Source organism: Streptococcus oralis subsp. dentisani, assembly GCF_002096685.1.
Taxonomy (GTDB): domain Bacteria; phylum Bacillota; class Bacilli; order Lactobacillales; family Streptococcaceae; genus Streptococcus; species Streptococcus oralis_AD.
Genome location: NZ_NCVA01000035.1, coordinates 40,229 through 61,252, shown reverse-complemented (window position 1 = coordinate 61,252; position 21,024 = coordinate 40,229). Strand labels below are relative to the sequence as shown.

Genomic DNA, 21,024 nt, shown 5'->3' with positions numbered 1-21,024 from the left:
GGAAGACAGATGAGTAAAAAAAGACACAATCGTCATAAAAAAGAGCATCAAGAATCCAAATTTGATTTTGACGAGGCGAAAGATCTGACAGTTGGTCAAGTCATCCGTAAAAATGAAGAAGTTGAAGCTGGAGTATTGCCTGAGGACAATATCTTGGATAAATACATCAAACAGCACCGCGAGGAAATCGAAGCCGACAAGTTTGAAACACGTCAATTTAAAAAAGAAGAACTGCAGGAAGCTCAGGCTCAAGAAGAATTGACGACACAGGAAGTCTCAGAAATCACTGAAGAGTCGGCACCAATCATAGAGGAACCCGAGACAGTTTCAGAAGAAACGGTGTCAGACTCAGTGGAAACTACAAGCTCGGATGTGATTTTGCCTCCTTTGGGAGAAGAAAATCAAGACTTGGAACCGCTTGTGTTGGAAAAGCAAACGCCAGCAGAGGTTGCTGATGAGAAAGAAGAGGAAGAGACGGCTCTACTTTCACGCTCAGCTCAGGCAGAATCAGAAACAGTTTCTAATTCTAAAAAGAAGCGCGTGTTTGTTATCGGTTCAGCCCTAGCAGCAGCCCTTATCTTGGCAGGTAGTTACTATATCTATCACCAAGTAAACCGCTCCAACCAAGCCATCCAGTCTTCTCAGTCTTCTTCTAACAATCAAGAAACACAAACAGCCCTACAAGAGTTTAATACCCTCTACGATGCCTTTTATACGGATGCTAATAAAACAGCTTTGAAAAATAGTCAGTTTGACAAGTTGAACCAACTCAAGGCTCAACTAGATAAACTCGAAGGTAGCCGAGAGCACACTCTGGCCAAGTCTAAGTATGATAGTTTAGAAGCTCAAATCAAGGCTGTGCAAGAAGTGAATAATCAGTTTGAAACTCCAGCAATTACCGACGGTGTCTTGGATACCAATGCAAAGGTCAAGGCAGATGCTAAATTTACAGAAATTAAAACAGGAAATACAGAGCTAGATAAACTGTTAGATAAGGCCATTAGCCTTGGTAAGAGCCAGCAAACAAGCGCCTCTAGTTCAAGTTCAAGTAGCAGTAGCCAAGAAAGTTCAAGTACAACGACTGATAGCAGTACGAGCAGTTCGTCTGCTTCATCAAGTTCAGCATCTGCCAGCAGACCAGAAAGTGGAGGTTTGTCTAGCGATGGTGTCAATCTTCAAAGAAGTGCTAGTCGTGTACCGTACAACCAATCAGCTGTAGATGATAGCAACAACCCTGCCTGGAATTTTGCTGATGGTGTTTTGGAACAAATCCTAGCAACATCACGCGCTCGTGGTTATATCACTGGTAATCAATATATCCTAGAACGGGTCAATATCGTAAACGGAAATGGTTATTACAACCTCTACAAACCAGATGGAACCTATCTCTTCACCCTCAACTGTAAGACTGGATACTTTGTTGGTAATGGAGCTGGTCACGCAGATGATTTGGATTACTAGGAGTCCGTTACAAAATTCTTTCCTTTCATAGGTAAAAATGATAAAATAAAACATATTAAACAAGAGGAGTGTCACATGACAAAAGCTAACTTTGGTGTCGTAGGTATGGCCGTAATGGGTCGTAACCTTGCCCTAAATATTGAATCTCGTGGCTATACAGTTGCCATTTACAACCGTAGTAAAGAAAAAACAGAAGATGTAATTGCCTGCCATCCAGAAAAGAACTTTGTACCTAGCTACGATGTAGAGTCTTTCGTTCAATCTATCGAAAAACCTCGTCGTATCATGCTCATGGTTCAAGCTGGACCTGGTACAGATGCAACTATCCAAGCTCTTCTTCCACACCTTGACAAGGGTGATATCTTGATTGACGGAGGAAACACTTTCTACAAAGATACCATCCGTCGTAATGAAGAATTGGCAAACTCTGGTATCAACTTTATTGGTACAGGGGTTTCTGGTGGTGAAAAAGGTGCCCTTGAAGGTCCTTCTATCATGCCTGGTGGACAAAAAGAAGCTTATGAATTGGTAGCAGATGTTCTCGAAGAAATCTCAGCTAAAGCACCAGAAGATGGCAAACCATGTGTGACTTACATCGGTCCTGATGGAGCTGGTCACTATGTGAAAATGGTTCACAACGGTATCGAGTATGGGGATATGCAATTGATCGCAGAAAGCTATGACCTCATGCAACACTTGCTTGGTCTTTCTGCAGAAAACATGGCTGAAATCTTTACTGAGTGGAACAAGGGTGAATTGGACAGCTACTTGATCGAAATCACTGCTGATATCTTGAGCCGCAAAGACGATGAAGGCCAAGATGGACCAATCGTAGACTACATCTTGGATGCTGCGGGAAACAAAGGAACTGGTAAATGGACTAGCCAATCAGCACTTGACCTTGGTGTGCCATTGTCACTTATCACTGAGTCAGTATTTGCGCGTTACATCTCTACATACAAAGAAGAGCGTGTACATGCTAGCAAGGTCCTTCCAAAACCAGCTGCTTTCAAATTTGAAGGAGACAAGGCTGAGTTGATCGAAAAGATTCGTCAAGCCCTTTACTTCTCAAAAATCATTTCTTACGCACAAGGTTTTGCTCAATTGCGTGTGGCTTCTAAAGAAAACAACTGGAACTTGCCATTTGCGGATATCGCATCTATCTGGCGAGATGGCTGTATCATCCGTTCACGTTTCTTGCAAAAGATTACAGATGCCTACAATCGCGATGCAGATCTTGCTAACCTTCTTTTGGATGAATACTTCTTGGACGTTACTGCTAAGTACCAACAAGCAGTTCGTGATATCGTAGCTCTTGCTGTTCAAGCTGGTGTACCAGTGCCAACCTTCTCAGCAGCCATTACTTACTTTGATAGCTACCGTTCAGCGGACCTTCCAGCTAACTTGATCCAAGCACAACGTGACTACTTTGGTGCCCACACTTACCAACGTAAAGACAAAGAAGGAACCTTCCACTACTCTTGGTATGACGAAAAATAAGTAGGTCTGCCATGGGGAAACGGATTTTATTACTTGAGAAAGAACGAAATCTCGCTCATTTTCTCAGTCTGGAACTCCAAAAAGAGCAATACCGTGTTGATCTGGTCGAGGAGGGGGGAAAAGCCCTCTCCATGGCTCTCCAGACAGATTATGACTTGATTTTACTGAATGCTCGTCTGGGGGATATGACGGCCCAGGATTTTGCAGACAAGCTGAGTCGGACAAAACCAGCTTCAGTGATCATGGTCTTGGACCATCGCGAAGAATTGCAAGACCAGATTGAGACAATCCAGCGCTTCGCCGTTTCTTACATCTATAAGCCAGTTATTATTGATCAGCTGGTGGCTCGTATTTCAGCGATTTTCCGAGGTCGGGACTTTATCGACCAACACTGTAGTCAGATGAAGGTCCCAACGTCTTACCGCAATTTGCGTATGGATGTAGAACATCATACCGTTTATCGTGGCGAGGAGATGATTGCTCTGACGCGCCGTGAGTATGACCTTTTGGCCACTCTCATGGGAAGCAAGAAGGTCTTGACTCGTGAGCAGTTGTTGGAAAGTGTTTGGAAGTACGAAAGTGCGACAGAAACTAATATCGTGGATGTTTATATCCGTTATCTACGTAGCAAGCTTGATGTAAAAGGTCAAAAAAGCTACATTAAAACCGTACGTGGTGTTGGTTACACCATGCAAGAATAGAGAAGCAGTTGCAGTTGTGTAACTGCTTTTTTTGAGAAGTTTCTATATATTGACATACGGTAAAGTCTTTGCTACAATCGTTTCAGGAGGATACAAGGAATGAAAGTATTGAAAAAAATCATGCAAGTTGGATTAGCAGTGTTTTTTCTTGGTCTTTTAGCGACAAGTACAGTATTGGCGGATACCACAGGTGGGCAGTTTGTTGATAAGGACAATAGAAAATACTATATAAAAGATGACCATAAAGCGATCTATTGGCATAAAATAGACGGTAAAATGTACTATTTTGATGATGATGGAGAAATGGTAGTCGGCTGGCAATACTTAGAAATTCCTGGGACGGGTTATCGTGATGATTTATTTGATAATCGTCCAGTTTTCGAAATTGGCCTTCAATATAAATGGTACTACTTTGATCAAGATGGGGTATTACAAGAATTTGTTGGCTGGCAACAATTAGAGGTTAAAGATTCATTAACTGTTGGTAAAAAATATGGTGAAGGCTTTGAAGGGCCAGAAGTTCTTAAATTAGCAAATTATTACTTTAATGAAGATCATTCTTTAAAAACAGGTTGGCTCTACGATCAATCTAATTGGTACTATCTAGCAAAAACAGGTCATTTAGGAAAAGACTACCTTGGTGGTGAAAGACGTGCGGGTTGGATAAACGATGATTCGACTTGGTACTACCTAGATCCAGAAACTGGTATCATGCAAACTGGTTGGAAACAACTTGGCAATAAGTGGTACTATCTTCGTTCATCAGGAGCTATGGCGACTGGCTGGTATCAGGAAGGTTCAACTTGGTATTATCTAGATGCTCAAAATGGAGATATGAAGACAGGCTGGGCTTATGTCGGTAACAAGTGGTACTATCTCCGTTCCTCAGGAGCTATGGCGACAGGTTGGTTGAAAGATGGTTCGACTTGGTACTACCTACATGCAAGTAATGGGGATATGAAGACAGGCTGGTTCCAGGTCGGAGGGAAATGGTACTACGCTTATAGCTCAGGTGCTTTAGCAGTGAATACGACTGTAGATGGCTACTACGTCAACTATAATGGCGAATGGGTTCAATAATGAAAGAGGCGATTGTGAATGGAAACAATCGCTTTTTTTGTGAAAATATAATAAAATAGATAGGAGAAAATACTACTGTATGAAATGAGACGGTCTTTTCGTCTGGTTAAAGGAAAAAATGACAAAAAAAGTTGGTGTCGGTCAGGCACATAGTAAGATTATTTTAATAGGAGAGCACGCTGTTGTATACGGCTATCCTGCCATTTCCTTGCCTCTCTTAGAGGTGGAAGTGACTTGTAAGGTGGTCCCTGCTGAAAGTCCGTGGCGTCTCTATGAGGAGGACACCCTGTCCATGGCGGTGTATGCCTCGCTAGAACATTTGGAGATCAAAGAAGCCTGCATTCGATGTGTGATTGACTCGGCTATCCCTGAAAAACGGGGAATGGGTTCGTCAGCGGCTATCAGCATAGCAGCCATTCGAGCTGTTTTTGACTACTATCAAGCCGACCTGCCTCATGATGTACTAGAAATCTTGGTCAATCGGGCTGAGATGATTGCCCATATGAATCCAAGCGGTTTGGATGCTAAGACCTGTCTCAGCGACCAGCCTATTCGCTTTATCAAGAACGTAGGATTTACAGAGCTTGAGATGGATCTATCCGCTTATTTGGTGATTGCAGATACAGGCGTGTATGGTCACACTCGTGAAGCCATCCAAGTAGTTCAAAGTAAGGGCAAGGATGCCCTACCGTTTTTGCATGCCTTGGGAGAATTGACCCAGCAAGCAGAAGAGGTAATTAGACAAAAAGATGCTGAAAAACTAGGACAAATCCTTAGTCAAGCGCATTTACATTTAAAAGAAATTGGTGTTAGTAGCCCTGAGGCAGACTCCCTCGTTGAAACGGCTCTGAGCCATGGTGCTCTGGGTGCCAAGATGAGCGGTGGTGGACTAGGAGGCTGCATTATCGCCTTGGTAGCCAATCTGAACCAAGCGCAAGAACTAGCAAAACGATTAGAAGAGAAAGGAGCTGTTCAGACATGGATCGAAAGCCTGTAACAGTACGTTCCTACGCAAATATTGCCATTATCAAATATTGGGGAAAGAAAAAAGAGAAAGAGATGGTGCCTGCTACTAGCAGCATCTCTCTGACTTTGGAAAACATGTATACAGAGACGACCTTGTCGCCTCTACCGACGGATGCGACTGCTGATGCCTTTTATATCAATGGTCAGCTCCAAAATGAGGCTGAGCATGCCAAGGTGAGAAAAATCATTGACCGTTACCGTCCGGCTGGGGAAGGTTTTGTCCGTATTGATACCCAAAACAATATGCCGACTGCGGCTGGCTTGTCATCCAGTTCTAGTGGTTTGTCCGCCTTGGTCAAGGCTTGCAATGCTTATTTCCAGCTTGGTTTGAATCGGAGTCAGTTGGCGCAGGAGGCTAAGTTTGCCTCAGGTTCTTCCTCTCGCAGTTTTTATGGACCACTAGGGGCCTGGGATAAGGATAGTGGAGAGATTTACCCTGTTGATACAGACCTGAAACTAGCTATGATCATGTTGGTGCTGGAGGACAAGAAAAAACCAATCTCTAGCCGTGATGGGATGAAACTCTGTGTGGAAACCTCGACGACTTTTGACGACTGGGTGCGTCAGTCTGAGAAGGATTATCAGGATATGCTGCTCTATCTCAAAGAGAACGATTTTGCCAAGGTTGGGGAATTAACTGAGAAAAATGCCCTTGCTATGCACGCTACGACCAAAACAGCATCACCAGCCTTTTCTTATCTGACGGATGCTTCCTATGAAGCGATGGCTTTTGTTCGCCAGATTCGTGAGCAAGGGGAAGCCTGCTACTTTACCATGGATGCTGGTCCCAATGTCAAGGTCCTCTGTCAGGAGAAAGACTTGGAGCATTTATCTGAAATCTTCGGTCAACATTATCGCTTAATTGTGTCAAAAACAAAGGATTTGAGTCAAGATGATTGCTGTTAAAACTTGCGGAAAACTATACTGGGCAGGTGAATATGCTATTTTAGAGCCAGGGCAGTTAGCCTTGATAAAGGCCATTCCCATCTATATGAAGGCTGAGATTGCTTTTTCTGACAGCTACCGTATCTATTCTGATATGTTTGATTTCGCAGTGGACTTGACGCCAAATCCTGCCTATAGTTTGATTCAGGAAACAATTGCTTTGGTGAATGACTTCCTCGCTGATCGTGGGCAGACCTTGCGACCTATTTCTTTGGAAATCCGAGGGAAAATGGAACGGGAAGGCAAAAAGTTTGGTCTGGGTTCTAGCGGTAGCGTCGTTGTTTTGGTCATCAAGGCCCTGCTGGCTCTATATGATATTACGGTTGATCCGGAACTCTTGTTCAAGCTGGCTAGCGCGGTCTTGCTCAAGCGAGGCGACAATGGTTCTATGGGAGATCTTGCCTGTATTGTGGCAGAGGATCTGGTTCTCTACCAGTCATTTGATCGCAAAAAGGTGGCTGCTTGGTTGAAAGAAGAAAATTTGGCGACAGTTTTGGAGCGTGATTGGGGATTTTCTATCTCACAAGTGCAACCAGCTCTAGAATGTGATTTCCTAGTGGGATGGACTAAGGAAGTAGCTGTGTCGAGTCAAATGGTTCAGCAAATCAAGCAAAACATAGACCAGAATTTTTTAAGTTCCTCAAAAGCAACGGTGTCTGCTTTGGTAGAAGCCTTGGAGCAGGGGAATGCAGAAGAAATCATCAAGCAGGTAGAAACAGCCAGTCAACTTTTAGAAGGTTTGAGCCCAGATATTTACACACCTTCGCTGAGACAGTTGAAAGAAGCCAGTCAAGATTTACGGGCTGTTGCCAAGAGTAGTGGCGCTGGTGGTGGTGACTGTGGGATTGCCTTGAGTTTTGATGTGCAATCAATTGAAACCTTAAAAAACCGTTGGGCCAATCTGGGGATTGAGCTCTTATACCAAGAAAGGATTGGACATGACGACAAATCGTAAGGACGAGCACATCCGCTATGCCCTTGAGCAGAAAAGTTCCTATAATAGCTTTGATGAGGTGGAGTTAATTCATTCTTCCCTACCTCTTTATGACCTGGATGAGATTGATTTGTCGACAGAATTTGCAGGTCGAAAGTGGGACTTTCCTTTTTATATCAATGCCATGACGGGTGGAAGCGATAAGGGGAGAGAAATCAACCAAAAACTGGCTCAGGTGGCAGATGCCTGTGGGATTTTGTTTGTAACGGGCTCCTATAGCGCAGCCCTCAAAGATCCAACAGATGATTCTTTTTCCGTCAAATCTAGCCATCCAAAGATCCTCCTTGGAACCAATATTGGATTGGACAAGCCTATTGAGTTAGGACTTCAGGCTGTGCAAGAGATGAATCCTCTTCTCCTGCAAGTTCACGTTAATGTTATGCAGGAATTGCTCATGCCTGAGGGAGAAAGAAAGTTTCGAAGCTGGCAATCGCATCTGACAGACTACAGCAAGCGGATCCCTGTTCCTATTATTCTCAAGGAAGTGGGTTTTGGGATGGATGTGAAGACCATCGAAAGAGCCTATGAACTGGGTGTTCGAACCTTTGATCTGTCAGGTCGTGGTGGTACCAGCTTTGCCTATATCGAAAACCGTCGCAGTGGTCAGCGTGATTACCTCAATCAATGGGGCCAGTCTACTATGCAAGCCCTTCTCAATGCTCAAGAATGGAAAGACAAGGTCGAGCTCTTGGTCAGTGGAGGGGTTCGGAACCCGCTGGATATGATTAAGTGCTTGGTCTTTGGGGCCAAGGCTGTAGGACTGTCTCGAACCGTTCTAGAGTTGATTGAAACCTACTCCGTCGAAGAGGTTATTGGTATTGTCCAAAGCTGGAAAGAAGATCTGCGTTTGATCATGTGTGCCCTTAATTGTGCCACCATAGCAGATCTGCAAAACGTAGACTATATTCTTTACGGTAAACTAAAAGAAGCAAAAGATCAGATGTAGAGAGGTCGGGACAAGAATCCCGCCCTTTTTTGTATCTCATTGTCAACCGTTTTGACCTGAAAGAACCTAGCTTGTAGGAGCGATTTCTTTCCAATCTCCTTTTTCCATCCTCAGACCGAGGTGACTTTTTTGAATTGTGATAAAATAGAAAAGAGAGGATACAGCTATGAAAAAATTTCAAGTCTTTTTATTTATTGAAGCCTGTCTGTTGACGGGAGCTCTGATTTTGATGGTATCAGAGCATTTTTCGCGTTTTCTGCTGATTCTATTCCTCTTTTTGCTCTTGCTCCGCTATTATACAGGTAAAGAGGGCAACAACGTATTCCTCCTTGTGGCGACTATTCTTTTCTTTTTCATCGTCATGCTCAATCCCTTTGTGATTTTAGCCATCTTTGTAGCGGTCATATACAGTCTCTTTCTTCTCTATCCGATGATGAATCAAGAAAGAGAGGAGACCGACTTGGTCTTTGAAGAGGTGGTAACGGTTAAAAATGAACGCAATCCTTGGTTTGGCAATCTCCATCATTTCTCTAGTCACCAAACCTGCCAGTTTGATGATATCAACCTCTTTCGCCTTATGGGAAAGGACACCATTCATTTGGAAAGAGTTATCCTAACCAATCATGACAATGTCATTATCCTTAGAAAGATGGTCGGAACGACTAGGATTATCGTACCTGTAGATGTGGAAATCAGCCTCAGTGTCAACTGCCTCTATGGAGATCTAACTTTCCTCTATCAACCCAAGCGAGCCCTTCGCAATGAACACTATCATCAGGAAACCAGAGACTATCTTAAGAGTAACAAGAGCGTCAAGATTTTCCTAACTACTATGGTTGGCGATGTGGAGGTGGTCAGAGGATGAAAAAGCAATCGTATCTGTTAATCGGTCTGACTTCTTTCCTCTTTATCCTCTTTTTGACTAATAGTCTACTTGATATTTTAAATCTTGATTGGTCCTATTTGCTACAGGATATCGAGAAAACAGAGAAACTCATCTTCTTGATCTTGGTCTTTAGCCTTTCCATGACCTTCTTTTTTGTCCTCTTTTGGCGCGTGATAGAAGAAGTCTCTCGCAGAAAAATGCAAGTCAATCTCAAGCGACTGCTAGCAGGAAAAGAGGTAGTTGCCTTTGCAGATCCAGATTTGGATGCTAGTTTCAAGAACTTGTCCGGTAAGCTGATCCTCTTGACTGAAGCTGTTCAAAAGGCTGAAAATCAAAGCCTGGTCAAGGAAGAAGCAATCATCGAGAAAGAACGGAAGCGGATAGCACGTGACTTGCACGATACGGTTAGTCAGGAGTTGTTTGCGGCCCATATGATTTTATCAGGTGTCAGCCAGCAGGCTTTGAAGCTTGATAGAGAAAAGATGCAGACCCAGTTGCAAAGTGTTGCAGCCATCCTAGAGACAGCCCAGAAAGATCTGCGGGTCTTGCTCCTACATTTGCGACCTGTAGAGTTGGAAGAGAAGAGTTTGGTTGAAGGAATTCAAATCCTTTTAAAGGAGCTTGAGGACAAGAGTGACCTCAAGGTTAGTCTCAAGCAGAATGTGTCTAAATTGCCTAAGAAGATTGAAGAACATATCTTCCGCATTTTGCAGGAGTTGATCAGCAATACCCTTCGCCATGCCCAGGCCTCATGCCTAGATGTCTACCTCTATCAGACAGATGTTGAATTGCAGCTGAAGGTAGTGGACAATGGGATTGGTTTCCAGTTAGGGAGCTTAGACGACTTGAGTTATGGACTGCGAAATATCAAGGAGCGGGTTGAAGATATGGCAGGAACGGTTCAACTCTTGACAGCTCCCAAGCAAGGACTGGCGGTTGATATCCGTATTCCCCTGCTAGACAAGGAATCATAAAGGAGTAGAGATGAAAATTTTACTGGTAGATGACCATGAAATGGTCCGATTGGGCTTGAAAAGCTACTTTGACCTCCAAGACGATGTAGAAGTTGTGGGCGAAGCTGCAAACGGGTCTCAAGGGATTGAGTTGGCCTTGGAACTGCGTCCAGATGTCATTGTCATGGATATTGTCATGCCTGAGATGAATGGAATTGATGCGACCTTAGCCATCCTCAAAGAATGGCCTGAAGCCAAGATTTTGATTGTAACTTCTTACTTGGACAATGAAAAAATCATGCCGGTCTTGAATGCTGGTGCTAGGGGCTATATGCTCAAGACTTCAAGTGCAGACGAATTGCTCCACGCTGTCCGTAAGGTAGCAGCGGGCGAGCTGGCTATTGAGCAAGAGGTCAGCAAGAAGGTCGAATACCACCGCAATCATATGGAACTTCATGAGGAATTGACTGCGCGTGAACGAGATGTGCTCCAACTGATAGCTAAGGGCTACGAAAATCAGCGCATCGCAGATGAACTCTTTATCTCTCTCAAGACGGTCAAGACCCATGTGTCCAACATTCTTGCCAAACTTGAGGTCAGTGATCGCACTCAGGCGGCGGTCTATGCCTTTCAGCACCACTTGGTCGGGCAGGAGGACTTTTAGATGAGTCTTGTAGATTTACTTGGGGAGTTAGAGGCGGCAAAAGACCCTGAGAAAGCAGGCTCCATGGAAGCCTATATGCGCCATCAATTTCCCTTTCTAGGGATTGCAGGTCCTGAAAGAAATGCCCTCTATAAAAAGTACTTTCCAAGCGCGAAAAAAACAAGAGTTATTGACTGGGATTTTGTAGACACTTGCTGGGAAAAGGAGCCTAGAGAATACCAATATGTGGCTGCCAACTATTTGAAAGCCATGCAGTCTTATCTAACGAAGGACGATTTGCCTAAGCTTGAGCGCCTGGTCGTGACCAAGCCTTGGTGGGACACGGTAGATATTTTAGACAGAGTAGTAGGAAGTTTGGTAGCTGACTATCCGGAACTTGAAGAAGTGATTTTAAAATGGAGCTTATCAGACAATATCTGGCTGAGACGCGTCGCTATTGACCACCAGTTGTTAAGAAAAGAGAAAACAAATGTCCAACTGATGGAAAAGGTCCTACTAAACAATCTGGACCAGACAGAATTTTTTATCAATAAAGCCATCGGCTGGGCTCTAAGAGACTACTCCAAGACCAATTCTGAATGGGTAGCAGCTTTCATCGAAAAAAATAAGGAAAGAATGGCTAAACTTAGTATCAAGGAAGCCAGCAAGTACCTTTAGCAACGTTGAAAAGCGTATTCATTACTTGAAAAAAGTCGCCCGTTTATGTTATAATAGACTGTATTTAAAAAATTTTAAGGAGAAATGACAGAATGTCTGTATCATTTGAAAACAAAGAAACAAACCGTGGTGTCTTGACTTTCACAATCTCTCAAGGCCAGATCAAACCAGAAGTGGATCGTGTCTTCAATTCAGTAAAGAAAACTCTTAACGTTCCAGGTTTCCGTAAAGGTCACCTTCCACGTCCTATCTTTGATAAAAAATTTGGTGAAGAAACACTTTACCAAGATGTGTTGAACGCTCTTTTGCCAAACGCTTATGAAGCAGCTGTAAAAGAAGCTGGTCTTGAAGTAGTTGCGCAACCAAAAATTGACGTAACTTCAATGGAAAAAGGTCAAGACTGGGTTATCACAGCTGAAGTCGTGACAAAACCTGAAGTAAAATTGGGCGACTACAAAAACCTTGAAGTATCAGTAGATGTAGAAAAAGAAGTGACAGATTCTGACGTTGAAGAACGTATCGAACGTGAACGCAACAACTTGGCTGAATTGGTTATCAAAGAAGGCGCTGCTGAAAATGGCGACACTGTTGTCATCGACTTCGTTGGTTCTATCGACGGTGTTGAATTTGACGGTGGAAAAGGTGAAAACTTCTCACTTGGACTTGGATCAGGTCAATTCATCCCTGGTTTCGAAGACCAATTGGTAGGTCACTCAGCTGGCGAAACTGTTGACGTTATCGTAACATTCCCAGAAGACTACCAAGCAGAAGACCTTGCAGGTAAAGAAGCTAAATTCGTGACAACTATTCACGAAGTAAAAGCTAAAGAAGTTCCAGCTCTTGACGATGAACTTGCAAAAGATATCGACGAAGAAGTGGAAACTCTTGACGAATTGAAAGAAAAATACCGCAAAGAATTGACTGCTGCGAAAGAAGAAGCATACAAAGATGCCCTTGAAGGCGCAGCAATCGATAAAGCTGTAGAAAATGCTGAAATCGTAGAACTTCCAGAAGAAATGATCCACGAAGAAGTTCACCGTTCAGTAAATGAATTCCTTGGAAACTTGCAACGTCAAGGTATCAACCCTGATATGTACTTCCAAATCACAGGAACTACTCAAGAAGACCTTCACAAACAATACGAAGCAGAAGCTGAGTCACGTACGAAGACTAACCTTGTTATCGAAGCAGTTGCGAAGGCTGAAGGATTTGACGCTACTGAAGAAGAAATCCAAAAAGAAATCGAACAATTGGCAGCAACTTACAACATGGAAGTTGCGCAAGTTCAAAACTTGCTTTCAGCTGATATGTTGAAACACGATATCGCAATCAAAAAAGCTGTTGAATTGATTACAAGCACTGCAACAGTAAAATAATCTTATACTCTTCGAAAATCAAATTCAAACCACGTCAGCGTCGCCTTACCATACTCAAGTACAGCTTGCGGCTATCTTCCTAGTTTGCTCTTTGATTTTCATTGAGTATTAATAAACAAAAAGCCCACCTAACTAGGTGGGTTTTCTGATGCACTATTTTCCAAAAATCTCTTTGAGGTCTGCATTTGTAATCCCAATCATGGCTGGAATACTAGACCAGTTTTCCTCGGTGAGGATGTAGGATAGAGGAGAGTTCTCATGATTTGTCGTTTCGGTAGGGACTGGGCTGGTTTGGTCAACTGAATCGACCAGATCCTGAAAGCGTTCAATCAGATAGGTCTTGCGAGCAGTCCCGATATGCTTGACTGCATAGTCAAAGGCCTGTAATTCGCCAAGAAGGATGAGCTTGCTCTTGGCCCGTGTAATAGCTGTGTAGATGAGATTTCGCTCCAGCATGCGCTTGCTAGCACTAGTGATGGGCAGGATGACAACAGGAAACTCACTTCCCTGAGACTTATGGATACTCATGGCATAGGCTAGTCGAATCTTGTACCATTCATTTCGAGGGTATACGACTTCATTGCCATCAAAATCAATGACAATCTCGTCTTGTTTGGACTCGGTGTATTTGCCAGGAATCAGGTCTGTGATGTAGCCTAGGTCTCCATTAAAGACATTGACTTCAGCGTCGTTGACTAGGTGAATGACCTTGTCCCCTGTTCGATAGTGACACTGAGTTGCTTCAAAGCTAGCTTGTCCCTTTTGAAGAGGATTGAGTAGGTCTTGCATGAGTTGATTGATGGCATCAATACCGGCAGTTCCTCGATACATAGGCGCTAGCACCTGAATATCTCGAGCCGGAATGCCACTTCTGAGGGCTACATCAAGAATTTTCTCAATCGTAGCTGGGATATGGCCACTAGCGATTTCAAAGTAGGAGCGGTCAGCTTTTTTCTGGGTAAAGTCAGCTGGCAAGATGCCTTGTCGAATTTGACTAGCCAAGGTAACGATAGTCGATTCTTCGCTCTGACGGTAAATCCGTTCCAAGCGCGTCTGCGGAATCAGAGGTATTTGGAGCAGGTCAGCCAGGACTTGTCCAGGACTAACAGAAGGTAGCTGGTCGCTATCACCCACGATGAGGATTTTACTGTTAGAAGAGATGTTGGAGAAGAGTTGGTTAGCTAGCCAAGTATCTACCATAGAAAACTCATCTACAATGATAAAGTCAGCATCCAGATAATCTTCCAGATGACTAGTATCATCATCTCCCGTCATTCCCAAATGGCGATGTATGGTCGCGCTAGGCAAACCTGTCAATTCATTCATGCGTCGAGCTGCACGACCAGTTGGGGCAGCGAGAAGAATTGGTAAGTTGCTTTTCTTCCTGAGGTCAAGTCCCTCTAAGAGAGCATAAACAGCGATAATCCCATTGATAACAGTGGTTTTACCTGTACCAGGTCCACCTGTTAGGATAAAGACCTTATTCTGGATGGCATCGCAGATAGCCTGTTTTTGGATGCTATCGTATTGGATACCTAATTCTTCCTCAACAGTAGCGATATGCTTTTGAATGGTTTCTAAATCCTGATTTTTCTGTTTTCCTTTTTCAAGGATACGAACCAAGTGACTGCGAATACCTTCCTCGGCGAAAAAGAGGCTGTTATCAAAGATCTTGGTATCAATCTGCTGAACCTTATCTTCTTCGATGAGGTAGGAAAGCTCTTGGGCTACTTGGCTGGGGTCCAATTCCACGGGTCGGGAAGACTCGAGGAGAGTCAGGGTCTGTTCCAGCAAATCTCGGGCTTCCATGTAGGTATCGCCCGTATTCATACAGCCTTGAAAGAGACTGTGGACAAGGCCAGCACGAAAGCGCTCAGGAGCCTGACTTTCGATGCCAAGTTCCTCCGCTAGTTGGTCAGCAATGGTAAAGCCCAATCCCTTGATATCCTCGACCAGCTGGTAGGGATAATTTTCAACCACATCAAGAGTTTCTTCCTTGTAAAAGTCTTGAATCTGAAAGGCTAGTTTATTGGGAATGCCGTAGTTGGCTAGTTTTGCCAAGACCATTTCTGTCCCATAGTTGAGACGGAGGGTAGAGACGAAAGCCTCACGGTTTTTGGCAGAGAGTCCTACAATGCTTTCTAGCTTTTCAGGATGCTCCAGAATTTCGTCTATGGTATTTTCACCATAGATATCAACGATTTTTTGGGCCGTTTTGAGACCAATTCCCTTGAAATGGCTGCTAGAAAAGTATTTGACAAGCCCTTTTCGAGTCGGTTTTGCTCGTTCATAGCGGCTGATTTGCAGTTGTTCTCCGTACTTGGAGTGTTGAACGATTTGTCCCCAAAAAGTGTAGTCTTCGCCCTCAATCACGTCAGCCATGGTTCCTGTAACGATGATTTCAAAATCGTCAAAGTCCTCCGCATTGGTATCTTCGATATCTAGGAGGAGGATGCGATAAAAATTACTGGGATTTTCAAAAATAATGCGTTCAATAGTGCCTGAAAAATAAACTTCCATAGATTTCCTTTTTGATAGAAAAAGAGCTGGGATAGAGCTTTCAGTTAGGCTTTCCTTGGATTTGGAACTTGGTACAAGATATTGTCAAGTTCCAATCTAATTCTAAAAGCTAACTCAAAAAGACTATCACAGCATCTAGTTGCTGGTTTTAAAAGATTCCGATACGGTTGAGTGGCCAGAAACGGAATTTGGCTTCTCCTTTGATTTGACTGGCTTTAAAGGTTCCAACATGGCGACTGTCGCTAGAAACCAAACGGTCATCTCCAAGGAGGAGGTACTCACCCTCGGGTACGGTAAAGCTGAAGCTAGTGTTGAAATTTACATCGACAGTAAAGGCCTGAGCTTTCTGAGCAAGGCTTCTAAAATAGACACCCTTATCCCCTTCAAAGCCTTTCCCCGAATAGGTGCTTTGTAGTTTATCATTTTTAAACTGTTGGAGGTAGTCTGCTAGGTAGGGTTCGTCCGTTTCTTTATCGTTGACATAAAGTTTATCGTTTTCGTAGCGAATGGTATCACCGGGCATGCCGATGACACGTTTAACGATGTCTTTATTTCCATCATCTTCATGAGCAACTACGATATCAAAGCGATCAACGGGTAGATGTCGAACGACAAAGAGAATTTCACCATCAGCTAGGGTCGGATCCATAGAGTGTCCTTCCACACGGACATTGGTCCAGAGAAAGAGACGACTGATACCAACTACTATAATGATGAGGAATGTGAGTCCCCACTCTTTTAGAAATGTTTTAAAATAATTCATAACTTACCTTTCTAGCAGTGCTTTGGCTTTTTCAGTATTTTTAAAATGAAGCTTGGCACAGAAGTTGAGCCCTTTCATGCCATAGGCTTGAAGGATTTTGCTAGCAACCTTATCAGATGCAGTTCCAGCGCCACTTGGCAGTTGATAGCCTAGTTCTCGTCCAAGATTTTCCAAGCTTTCGAGGAAGAGATACCGCGCGATGATGGAACTAACAGCAACAGCCAGGTATTTTCCCTCGGCTTTTTCTTCCAAACTAATCTTGTTTGGAAAACGGTTGGCTTCTTGCGCCAAGTATTTGTCATAGTTTTTAGGATTTGTAAAAGCATCAATCACGATTTTTTCTGGCTGAACTCCTTTTTGGAGAAGGAGAAAGATAGCCTGATTGTGAAGGGAAACCTTTACAGAAACAGCATTGTAACGCTCTTCGATAACTTCGTTGTACTTGCTCGGTGAGAGAAGGAGCGCTTGATGCTGGATCTTTTCCTTGAGGATAGGTGCAATCTGACGAATCTTTTGGTCTGTCAGGGTTTTAGAATCCCCCACACCGAGTTTTCGTAAGAAGTCATGCTGGTCAGGTGTTACAAAGGAGGCCACGACAGCAAGCCCACCAAAGTAGGAACCATTTCCCACCTCATCAGTCCCAATCATAGGAAAATCTTGTCCACTGTTTTCTTGTTGAACTTGGTAACCAAAGAAACTGGCGTACTGCTCAGCAGCTTCGCCCTGCAGGAGGACTTTTCCAGAAGTATAGATGGAAACCGTTGCCTGAGGGAAGCGCAAAAAATAGCGAATATAAGGATTTTTACTAGGGGCGAGAGCCTTCTGATACTGACTTAAAAAGCTCTGAATTTCCTGTTCATTTGGTGTGAGTGTGATACTTGCCATAGTCTCTATTGTACCACAAAAGCAGGAGAATTGGTAAAAACTGACAAAGTTAGCGAAATTTGGTATAATATCGTGAGGTGAATTTTATGGCAAATCTAAATCGATATAAGTTTACATTCGGGAAAAAAACATTAACCTTGACAACCGAGCATGACAATCTTTTTATGGAGGAAATTGCCAAGGTTGCGACTGAAAAATACCAAGCAATTAAGGAACAAATGCCCGGGGCGGATGATGAAACCATTGCCCTCCTTTTAGCCATTAACAGCCTATCGACGCAGCTTAGTCGCGAGATTGAGTTTGACGATAAGGAGCAGGAGCTTAAAGACCTTAGAAATAAGCTAGTGGCTGTCAAGCAAGAGCAGAGCAAGATTGAGGATTCCCTATGATTTCGATCCTTCTCTTACTGGTTCTAGCTTGGGGTTTTTACATCGGCTACCGTAGAGGTTTGGTGCTACAAGTTTATTATTTCCTCGTGGCAGTGATTTCAGCCTTTATTGCTGGGCAGTTTTATAAATCGCTGGGAGATCAATTTCACTTGCTTGTCCCTTATGCTAATCCTCAGGAAGGGCAGGGTACCTTTTTCTTCCCTTCAGCCCAGCTTTTTCAACTAGATAAAGTCTTTTATGCGGGTCTGGCCTACCTCCTAGTTTTCGGAATTTGTTACAGTATCGGACGTTTTATCGGTTTGTTTCTTCATTTGATTCCAGTTAAAACACTAGGTGGCAAGTGGTTCCGGGTTAGTGCGGGGACTTTGTCTCTATTGGTAACCTTATTTGTCTTGCAAATGGCTTTGACCATTCTTGCAACTGTACCTATGGCAGCCGTTCAGAATTCACTTGAAAAAAGTATCGTAGCTAAACACATCATCCAAAGTGTCCCTTTTACGACAAACCTTATCAAACAACTCTGGGTGACAAATTTAATCGGATAAAAAGGGCGGGATTTTTCCTAGCCCTTTGTTTACAGATTGGACAACTAAGTCAAAACCCCTAGTTGCTATAATCTTGTAAACCAGCATACAAGGAAAGAATATGAATACAAAAATACTAGAAACCTTAGAATTTAATAAAATCAAAGCCTTGTTTGAACCTCATCTCCTGACAGAACAAGGACTAGAGGAGCTAAAATGCTTGGCCCCAACTGCAAAGGTGGATAAGATTAAACAAGCCTTTACAGAGATGGAGGAAATGCAAGCTCTATTTGTGGAGCAACCTCACTTTACCATCCTAGCGACGCGTGAGATATCAGCTGTTTGCAAGCGTCTGGAGATGGGGGCGGACCTCAATATTGAGGAGTTCCTGCTCCTCAAACGGGTCTTACTGGCTAGCAGAGAGTTGCAAGGTTTTTATGCCAATCTTGAAAACGTACGCTTGGAGCAGTTGGCGAGATGGTTTGAAAAACTACATGATTTTCCACACTTGCAAGGAAGTCTTCAAGCCCTAAATGAAGCAGGATTTATCGAAAATTTCGCCAGTGAAGAGCTAGCACGCATTCGTCGGAAAATCCATGATAGCGAGAGTCAAGTTCGAGATGTCTTGCAAGACTTGCTCAAGCAAAAAGCGCAGATGTTGACGGAAGGCATAATTGCTAGCAGAAATGGCCGTCAAGTCTTACCAGTCAAGAACACCTATCGCAATAAGATTGCAGGTGTTGTCCATGACATCTCTGCTAGTGGTAATACGGTTTATATCGAGCCACGTGAGGTCGTGAAACTGAGCGAAGAAATCGCTAGTTTGCGAGCAGACGAACGCTATGAGATGATTCGTATCCTGCAGGAACTATCGGAACGGGTTCGTCCTCATGCTGCTGAGATTGCTAATGACGCTTGGATTATCGGCCATCTGGATCTGATTCGTGCCAAGGTGCGTTTCATCCAAGAAAGACAAGCAGTTGTTCCTCAACTTTCAGAGAACCAAGAGATTCAACTCCTTCATGTCCGCCATCCTTTGGTCAAGAATGCTGTCGCAAATGATGTACACTTTGGTAAGGAATTAACGGCTATTGTCATTACAGGTCCCAATACTGGTGGGAAGACCATCATGCTCAAAACCCTGGGCTTGACTCAACTCATGGCCCAGTCAGGCTTGCCCATTTTAGCTGATAAAGGAAGCCGTGTCGGTATTTTTGAAGAAATCTTCGCCGATATCGGGGATGAGCAATCTATCGAGCAAAGTTTGTCTACCTTCTCCAGTCACATGACCAATATTGTAGATATTCTTGGCAAGGTCAACCAACACTCTCTTTTATTGCTAGATGAGCTTGGGGCAGGTACCGATCCGCAGGAAGGGGCAGCCCTCGCTATGGCTATTTTGGAGGATCTTCGTCTCCGTCAGGTCAAGACCATGGCGACGACCCACTATCCAGAACTCAAGGCCTATGGTATCGAGACAGCCTTTGTGCAAAATGCCAGCATGGAGTTTGATACAGCCAGTCTGCGTCCGACCTATCGCTTTATGCAGGGAGTTCCTGGTCGAAGTAATGCCTTTGAAATTGCCAAACGTCTGGGCTTGTCAGATGTCATTGTCGAAGATGCTAGCCAGCAGGTCAATCAAGATAATGATGTCAACTGTATCATTGAACAATTGGAAGAGCAAACGCTTGAAAGTCGCAAACGCTTGGACAATATTCGTGAGGTGGAGCAAGAAAACCTCAAGATGAACCGGGCACTCAAAAAACTCTACAATGAGCTCAATCGTGAAAAGGAAACTGAGCTCAACAAGGCGCGTGAACAAGCCGCTGAAATTGTGGAACTCGCTCTAAGTGAGAGTGACCAGATTCTCAAGAATCTTCACAGTAAGTCTCAACTCAAACCCCATGAAATCATTGAAGCCAAGGCTGAGCTGAAAAAACTAGCTCCTGAAAAAGTTGACTTGTCTAAAAACAAGGTCCTTCAAAAAGCCAAGAAAAAACGAGCTCCAAAGGTTGGGGATGATATCGTGGTCCTCAGTTATGGCCAACGTGGAACCTTGACCAATCAGCTCAAGGATGGCCGTTGGGAAGCCCAAGTTGGTTTGATCAAGATGACCTTGGAAGAGAAAGAATTTGACCTTGTTCAGGCTCAGCAAGAAGCCCCAGTCAAGAAAAAACAAGTCAATGTCGTCAAACGTGCTTCTGGTCGTGGTCCGCAAGCCAGACTGGATCTCCGAGGCAAACGGTACGAAGAAGCTATGAATGAGCTGGACGCCTTTATCGACCAAGCCCTGCTTAATAACATGGCGCAGGTCGACATCATCCATGGTATCGGAACAGGAGTCATCCGTGAGGGCGTCACCAAATATCTACAAAGAAACAAGCATGTCAAAAGTTTTGGATATGCCCCACAAAATGCTGGAGGCAGTGGCGCTACCATTGTGACCTTTAAAGGATAGAGAGAAGAAGGAGTCAACCTTTCTGAAAAAAGAAATGAAAGGTCAAAAATTTTCATAGAATATATTGACAAAGGCTAACTTTTCTTGTAAAATAATAAAAAATTAAATACCAACACCGAATGAAGTTTAATAGAAGTGGAGAAAGGTTTGTTTTCCATGACTGTAAATGGACGGAACTCTGGAGAGACCGTAAAGGCACCGAAGGGGCAAGGCAGGTAACTGCTCAAACTCTCAGGTAAAAGGACAGAGCTAGGATAGACCGCTTTTAGGCATTTATCTAAGCATTCCAGAGTACA

The 21,024-nt window shown here is 43.6% G+C and carries 19 protein-coding genes and 1 riboswitch; of the genes, 16 read left to right on the top strand and 3 right to left on the bottom strand.

Annotation, left to right across the window (positions count from 1 at the left end; translation table 11 throughout):
• Positions 1-9: 9 nt before the first annotated feature.
• The 13 genes from mapZ to tig all read left to right on the top strand — a co-directional run bounded on the left by mapZ (position 10) and on the right by tig (position 13,189).
• Complete coding sequence (mapZ, locus tag B7705_RS01195; RefSeq protein WP_084947038.1) at positions 10-1,461, top strand: cell division site-positioning protein MapZ; 1,452 nt, start codon at positions 10-12, stop codon at positions 1,459-1,461.
• A 75-nt stretch (positions 1,462-1,536) separates the two neighbouring features.
• Positions 1,537-2,961 carry an NADP-dependent phosphogluconate dehydrogenase gene (gene gndA, locus B7705_RS01190; RefSeq protein ID WP_084947036.1) on the top strand — a complete coding sequence of 475 codons (1,425 nt, stop codon included), beginning with the start codon at positions 1,537-1,539 and terminating at the stop codon, positions 2,959-2,961.
• An 11-nt stretch (positions 2,962-2,972) separates the two neighbouring features.
• Positions 2,973-3,662, top strand: coding sequence for a response regulator transcription factor (locus B7705_RS01185; protein WP_038804114.1), 690 nt, complete (start codon positions 2,973-2,975; stop codon positions 3,660-3,662).
• A gap of 99 nt (positions 3,663-3,761) precedes the next feature.
• Positions 3,762-4,742 carry an N-acetylmuramoyl-L-alanine amidase family protein gene (locus tag B7705_RS01180; protein WP_084947033.1) on the top strand — a complete coding sequence of 327 codons (981 nt, stop codon included), beginning with the start codon at positions 3,762-3,764 and terminating at the stop codon, positions 4,740-4,742.
• A 118-nt stretch (positions 4,743-4,860) separates the two neighbouring features.
• Complete coding sequence (mvk, locus tag B7705_RS01175) at positions 4,861-5,739, top strand: mevalonate kinase (RefSeq protein WP_084947030.1); 879 nt, start codon at positions 4,861-4,863, stop codon at positions 5,737-5,739.
• Positions 5,721-6,674 (top strand): diphosphomevalonate decarboxylase, encoded by a 954-nt coding sequence (gene mvaD, locus B7705_RS01170; protein WP_084947027.1) that lies wholly within the window; start codon positions 5,721-5,723, stop codon positions 6,672-6,674. The genes mvk and mvaD overlap by 19 nt, the downstream gene beginning before the upstream one ends.
• Positions 6,661-7,668, top strand: coding sequence for a phosphomevalonate kinase (locus B7705_RS01165; RefSeq protein WP_084947025.1), 1,008 nt, complete (start codon positions 6,661-6,663; stop codon positions 7,666-7,668). The genes mvaD and B7705_RS01165 overlap by 14 nt, the downstream gene beginning before the upstream one ends.
• Positions 7,652-8,653 (top strand): type 2 isopentenyl-diphosphate Delta-isomerase, encoded by a 1,002-nt coding sequence (gene fni, locus B7705_RS01160; protein WP_084947023.1) that lies wholly within the window; start codon positions 7,652-7,654, stop codon positions 8,651-8,653. The genes B7705_RS01165 and fni overlap by 17 nt, the downstream gene beginning before the upstream one ends.
• Before the next feature lie 166 nt (positions 8,654-8,819).
• Positions 8,820-9,518: a cell wall-active antibiotics response protein LiaF gene (liaF, locus tag B7705_RS01155; RefSeq protein WP_084947021.1), complete on the top strand. Its 699-nt coding sequence runs from the start codon at positions 8,820-8,822 to the stop codon at positions 9,516-9,518.
• Positions 9,515-10,513: an envelope stress sensor histidine kinase LiaS gene (locus B7705_RS01150; RefSeq protein WP_084947020.1), complete on the top strand. Its 999-nt coding sequence runs from the start codon at positions 9,515-9,517 to the stop codon at positions 10,511-10,513. The genes liaF and B7705_RS01150 overlap by 4 nt, the downstream gene beginning before the upstream one ends.
• A gap of 10 nt (positions 10,514-10,523) precedes the next feature.
• The gene (locus B7705_RS01145; RefSeq protein ID WP_084947018.1) at positions 10,524-11,156 is read left to right on the top strand and encodes a response regulator transcription factor; all 633 of its coding nucleotides are present in this window, start codon (positions 10,524-10,526) and stop codon (positions 11,154-11,156) included.
• A complete protein-coding gene (locus B7705_RS01140) occupies positions 11,157-11,813 on the top strand; it encodes a DNA alkylation repair protein (protein WP_084947016.1) in 657 nt (218 codons plus the stop codon).
• A gap of 92 nt (positions 11,814-11,905) precedes the next feature.
• Positions 11,906-13,189, top strand: a complete 1,284-nt coding sequence (tig, locus tag B7705_RS01135; RefSeq protein ID WP_084947013.1) for a trigger factor — start codon at positions 11,906-11,908, stop codon at positions 13,187-13,189.
• Between the two features lie 153 nt (positions 13,190-13,342).
• Here tig and recD2 read toward each other — a convergent pair whose 3' ends face one another.
• From recD2 to rnhC, 3 genes are all read right to left on the bottom strand, one after another.
• Positions 13,343-15,709, bottom strand: coding sequence for an SF1B family DNA helicase RecD2 (gene recD2, locus B7705_RS01130; RefSeq protein WP_084947011.1), 2,367 nt, complete (start codon positions 15,707-15,709; stop codon positions 13,343-13,345).
• A 148-nt stretch (positions 15,710-15,857) separates the two neighbouring features.
• Positions 15,858-16,472, bottom strand: a complete 615-nt coding sequence (gene lepB / locus B7705_RS01125) for a signal peptidase I (protein WP_084947008.1) — start codon at positions 16,470-16,472, stop codon at positions 15,858-15,860.
• Between the two features lie 3 nt (positions 16,473-16,475).
• Positions 16,476-17,357: a ribonuclease HIII gene (rnhC, locus tag B7705_RS01120; RefSeq protein ID WP_084947005.1), complete on the bottom strand. Its 882-nt coding sequence runs from the start codon at positions 17,355-17,357 to the stop codon at positions 16,476-16,478.
• 86 nt (positions 17,358-17,443) lie between these two features.
• Between rnhC and zapA the strand changes: the two genes are divergently transcribed.
• From zapA to B7705_RS01105, 3 genes are all read left to right on the top strand, one after another.
• Complete coding sequence (gene zapA / locus B7705_RS01115; protein ID WP_000002027.1) at positions 17,444-17,746, top strand: cell division protein ZapA; 303 nt, start codon at positions 17,444-17,446, stop codon at positions 17,744-17,746.
• Entirely contained in the window at positions 17,743-18,291 is a 549-nt protein-coding gene (locus B7705_RS01110; RefSeq protein ID WP_084947003.1) for a CvpA family protein, read from the top strand. Before zapA ends, B7705_RS01110 begins: the two co-directional genes overlap by 4 nt.
• A gap of 100 nt (positions 18,292-18,391) precedes the next feature.
• Positions 18,392-20,728, top strand: coding sequence for an endonuclease MutS2 (locus tag B7705_RS01105; RefSeq protein ID WP_084947000.1), 2,337 nt, complete (start codon positions 18,392-18,394; stop codon positions 20,726-20,728).
• Between the two features lie 168 nt (positions 20,729-20,896).
• Positions 20,897-20,985: riboswitch (glycine riboswitch) on the top strand.
• Positions 20,986-21,024: the final 39 nt, after the last annotated feature.

Coding starts and splice junctions, on each gene's coding strand:
- mvk (WP_084947030.1), top strand. CDS start 4,861: ATGACAAAAAAAGTTGGTGTCGGTCAGGCACATAGTAAGATTATTTTA.
- tig (WP_084947013.1), top strand. CDS start 11,906: ATGTCTGTATCATTTGAAAACAAAGAAACAAACCGTGGTGTCTTGACT.
- liaF (WP_084947021.1), top strand. CDS start 8,820: ATGAAAAAATTTCAAGTCTTTTTATTTATTGAAGCCTGTCTGTTGACG.
- mapZ (WP_084947038.1), top strand. CDS start 10: ATGAGTAAAAAAAGACACAATCGTCATAAAAAAGAGCATCAAGAATCC.
- B7705_RS01165 (WP_084947025.1), top strand. CDS start 6,661: ATGATTGCTGTTAAAACTTGCGGAAAACTATACTGGGCAGGTGAATAT.
- B7705_RS01140 (WP_084947016.1), top strand. CDS start 11,157: ATGAGTCTTGTAGATTTACTTGGGGAGTTAGAGGCGGCAAAAGACCCT.
- B7705_RS01145 (WP_084947018.1), top strand. CDS start 10,524: ATGAAAATTTTACTGGTAGATGACCATGAAATGGTCCGATTGGGCTTG.
- zapA (WP_000002027.1), top strand. CDS start 17,444: ATGGCAAATCTAAATCGATATAAGTTTACATTCGGGAAAAAAACATTA.
- lepB (WP_084947008.1), bottom strand. CDS start 16,472: ATGAATTATTTTAAAACATTTCTAAAAGAGTGGGGACTCACATTCCTC.
- B7705_RS01110 (WP_084947003.1), top strand. CDS start 17,743: ATGATTTCGATCCTTCTCTTACTGGTTCTAGCTTGGGGTTTTTACATC.
- B7705_RS01105 (WP_084947000.1), top strand. CDS start 18,392: ATGAATACAAAAATACTAGAAACCTTAGAATTTAATAAAATCAAAGCC.
- B7705_RS01180 (WP_084947033.1), top strand. CDS start 3,762: ATGAAAGTATTGAAAAAAATCATGCAAGTTGGATTAGCAGTGTTTTTT.
- rnhC (WP_084947005.1), bottom strand. CDS start 17,357: ATGGCAAGTATCACACTCACACCAAATGAACAGGAAATTCAGAGCTTT.
- recD2 (WP_084947011.1), bottom strand. CDS start 15,709: ATGGAAGTTTATTTTTCAGGCACTATTGAACGCATTATTTTTGAAAAT.
- gndA (WP_084947036.1), top strand. CDS start 1,537: ATGACAAAAGCTAACTTTGGTGTCGTAGGTATGGCCGTAATGGGTCGT.
- B7705_RS01185 (WP_038804114.1), top strand. CDS start 2,973: ATGGGGAAACGGATTTTATTACTTGAGAAAGAACGAAATCTCGCTCAT.
- mvaD (WP_084947027.1), top strand. CDS start 5,721: ATGGATCGAAAGCCTGTAACAGTACGTTCCTACGCAAATATTGCCATT.
- B7705_RS01150 (WP_084947020.1), top strand. CDS start 9,515: ATGAAAAAGCAATCGTATCTGTTAATCGGTCTGACTTCTTTCCTCTTT.
- fni (WP_084947023.1), top strand. CDS start 7,652: ATGACGACAAATCGTAAGGACGAGCACATCCGCTATGCCCTTGAGCAG.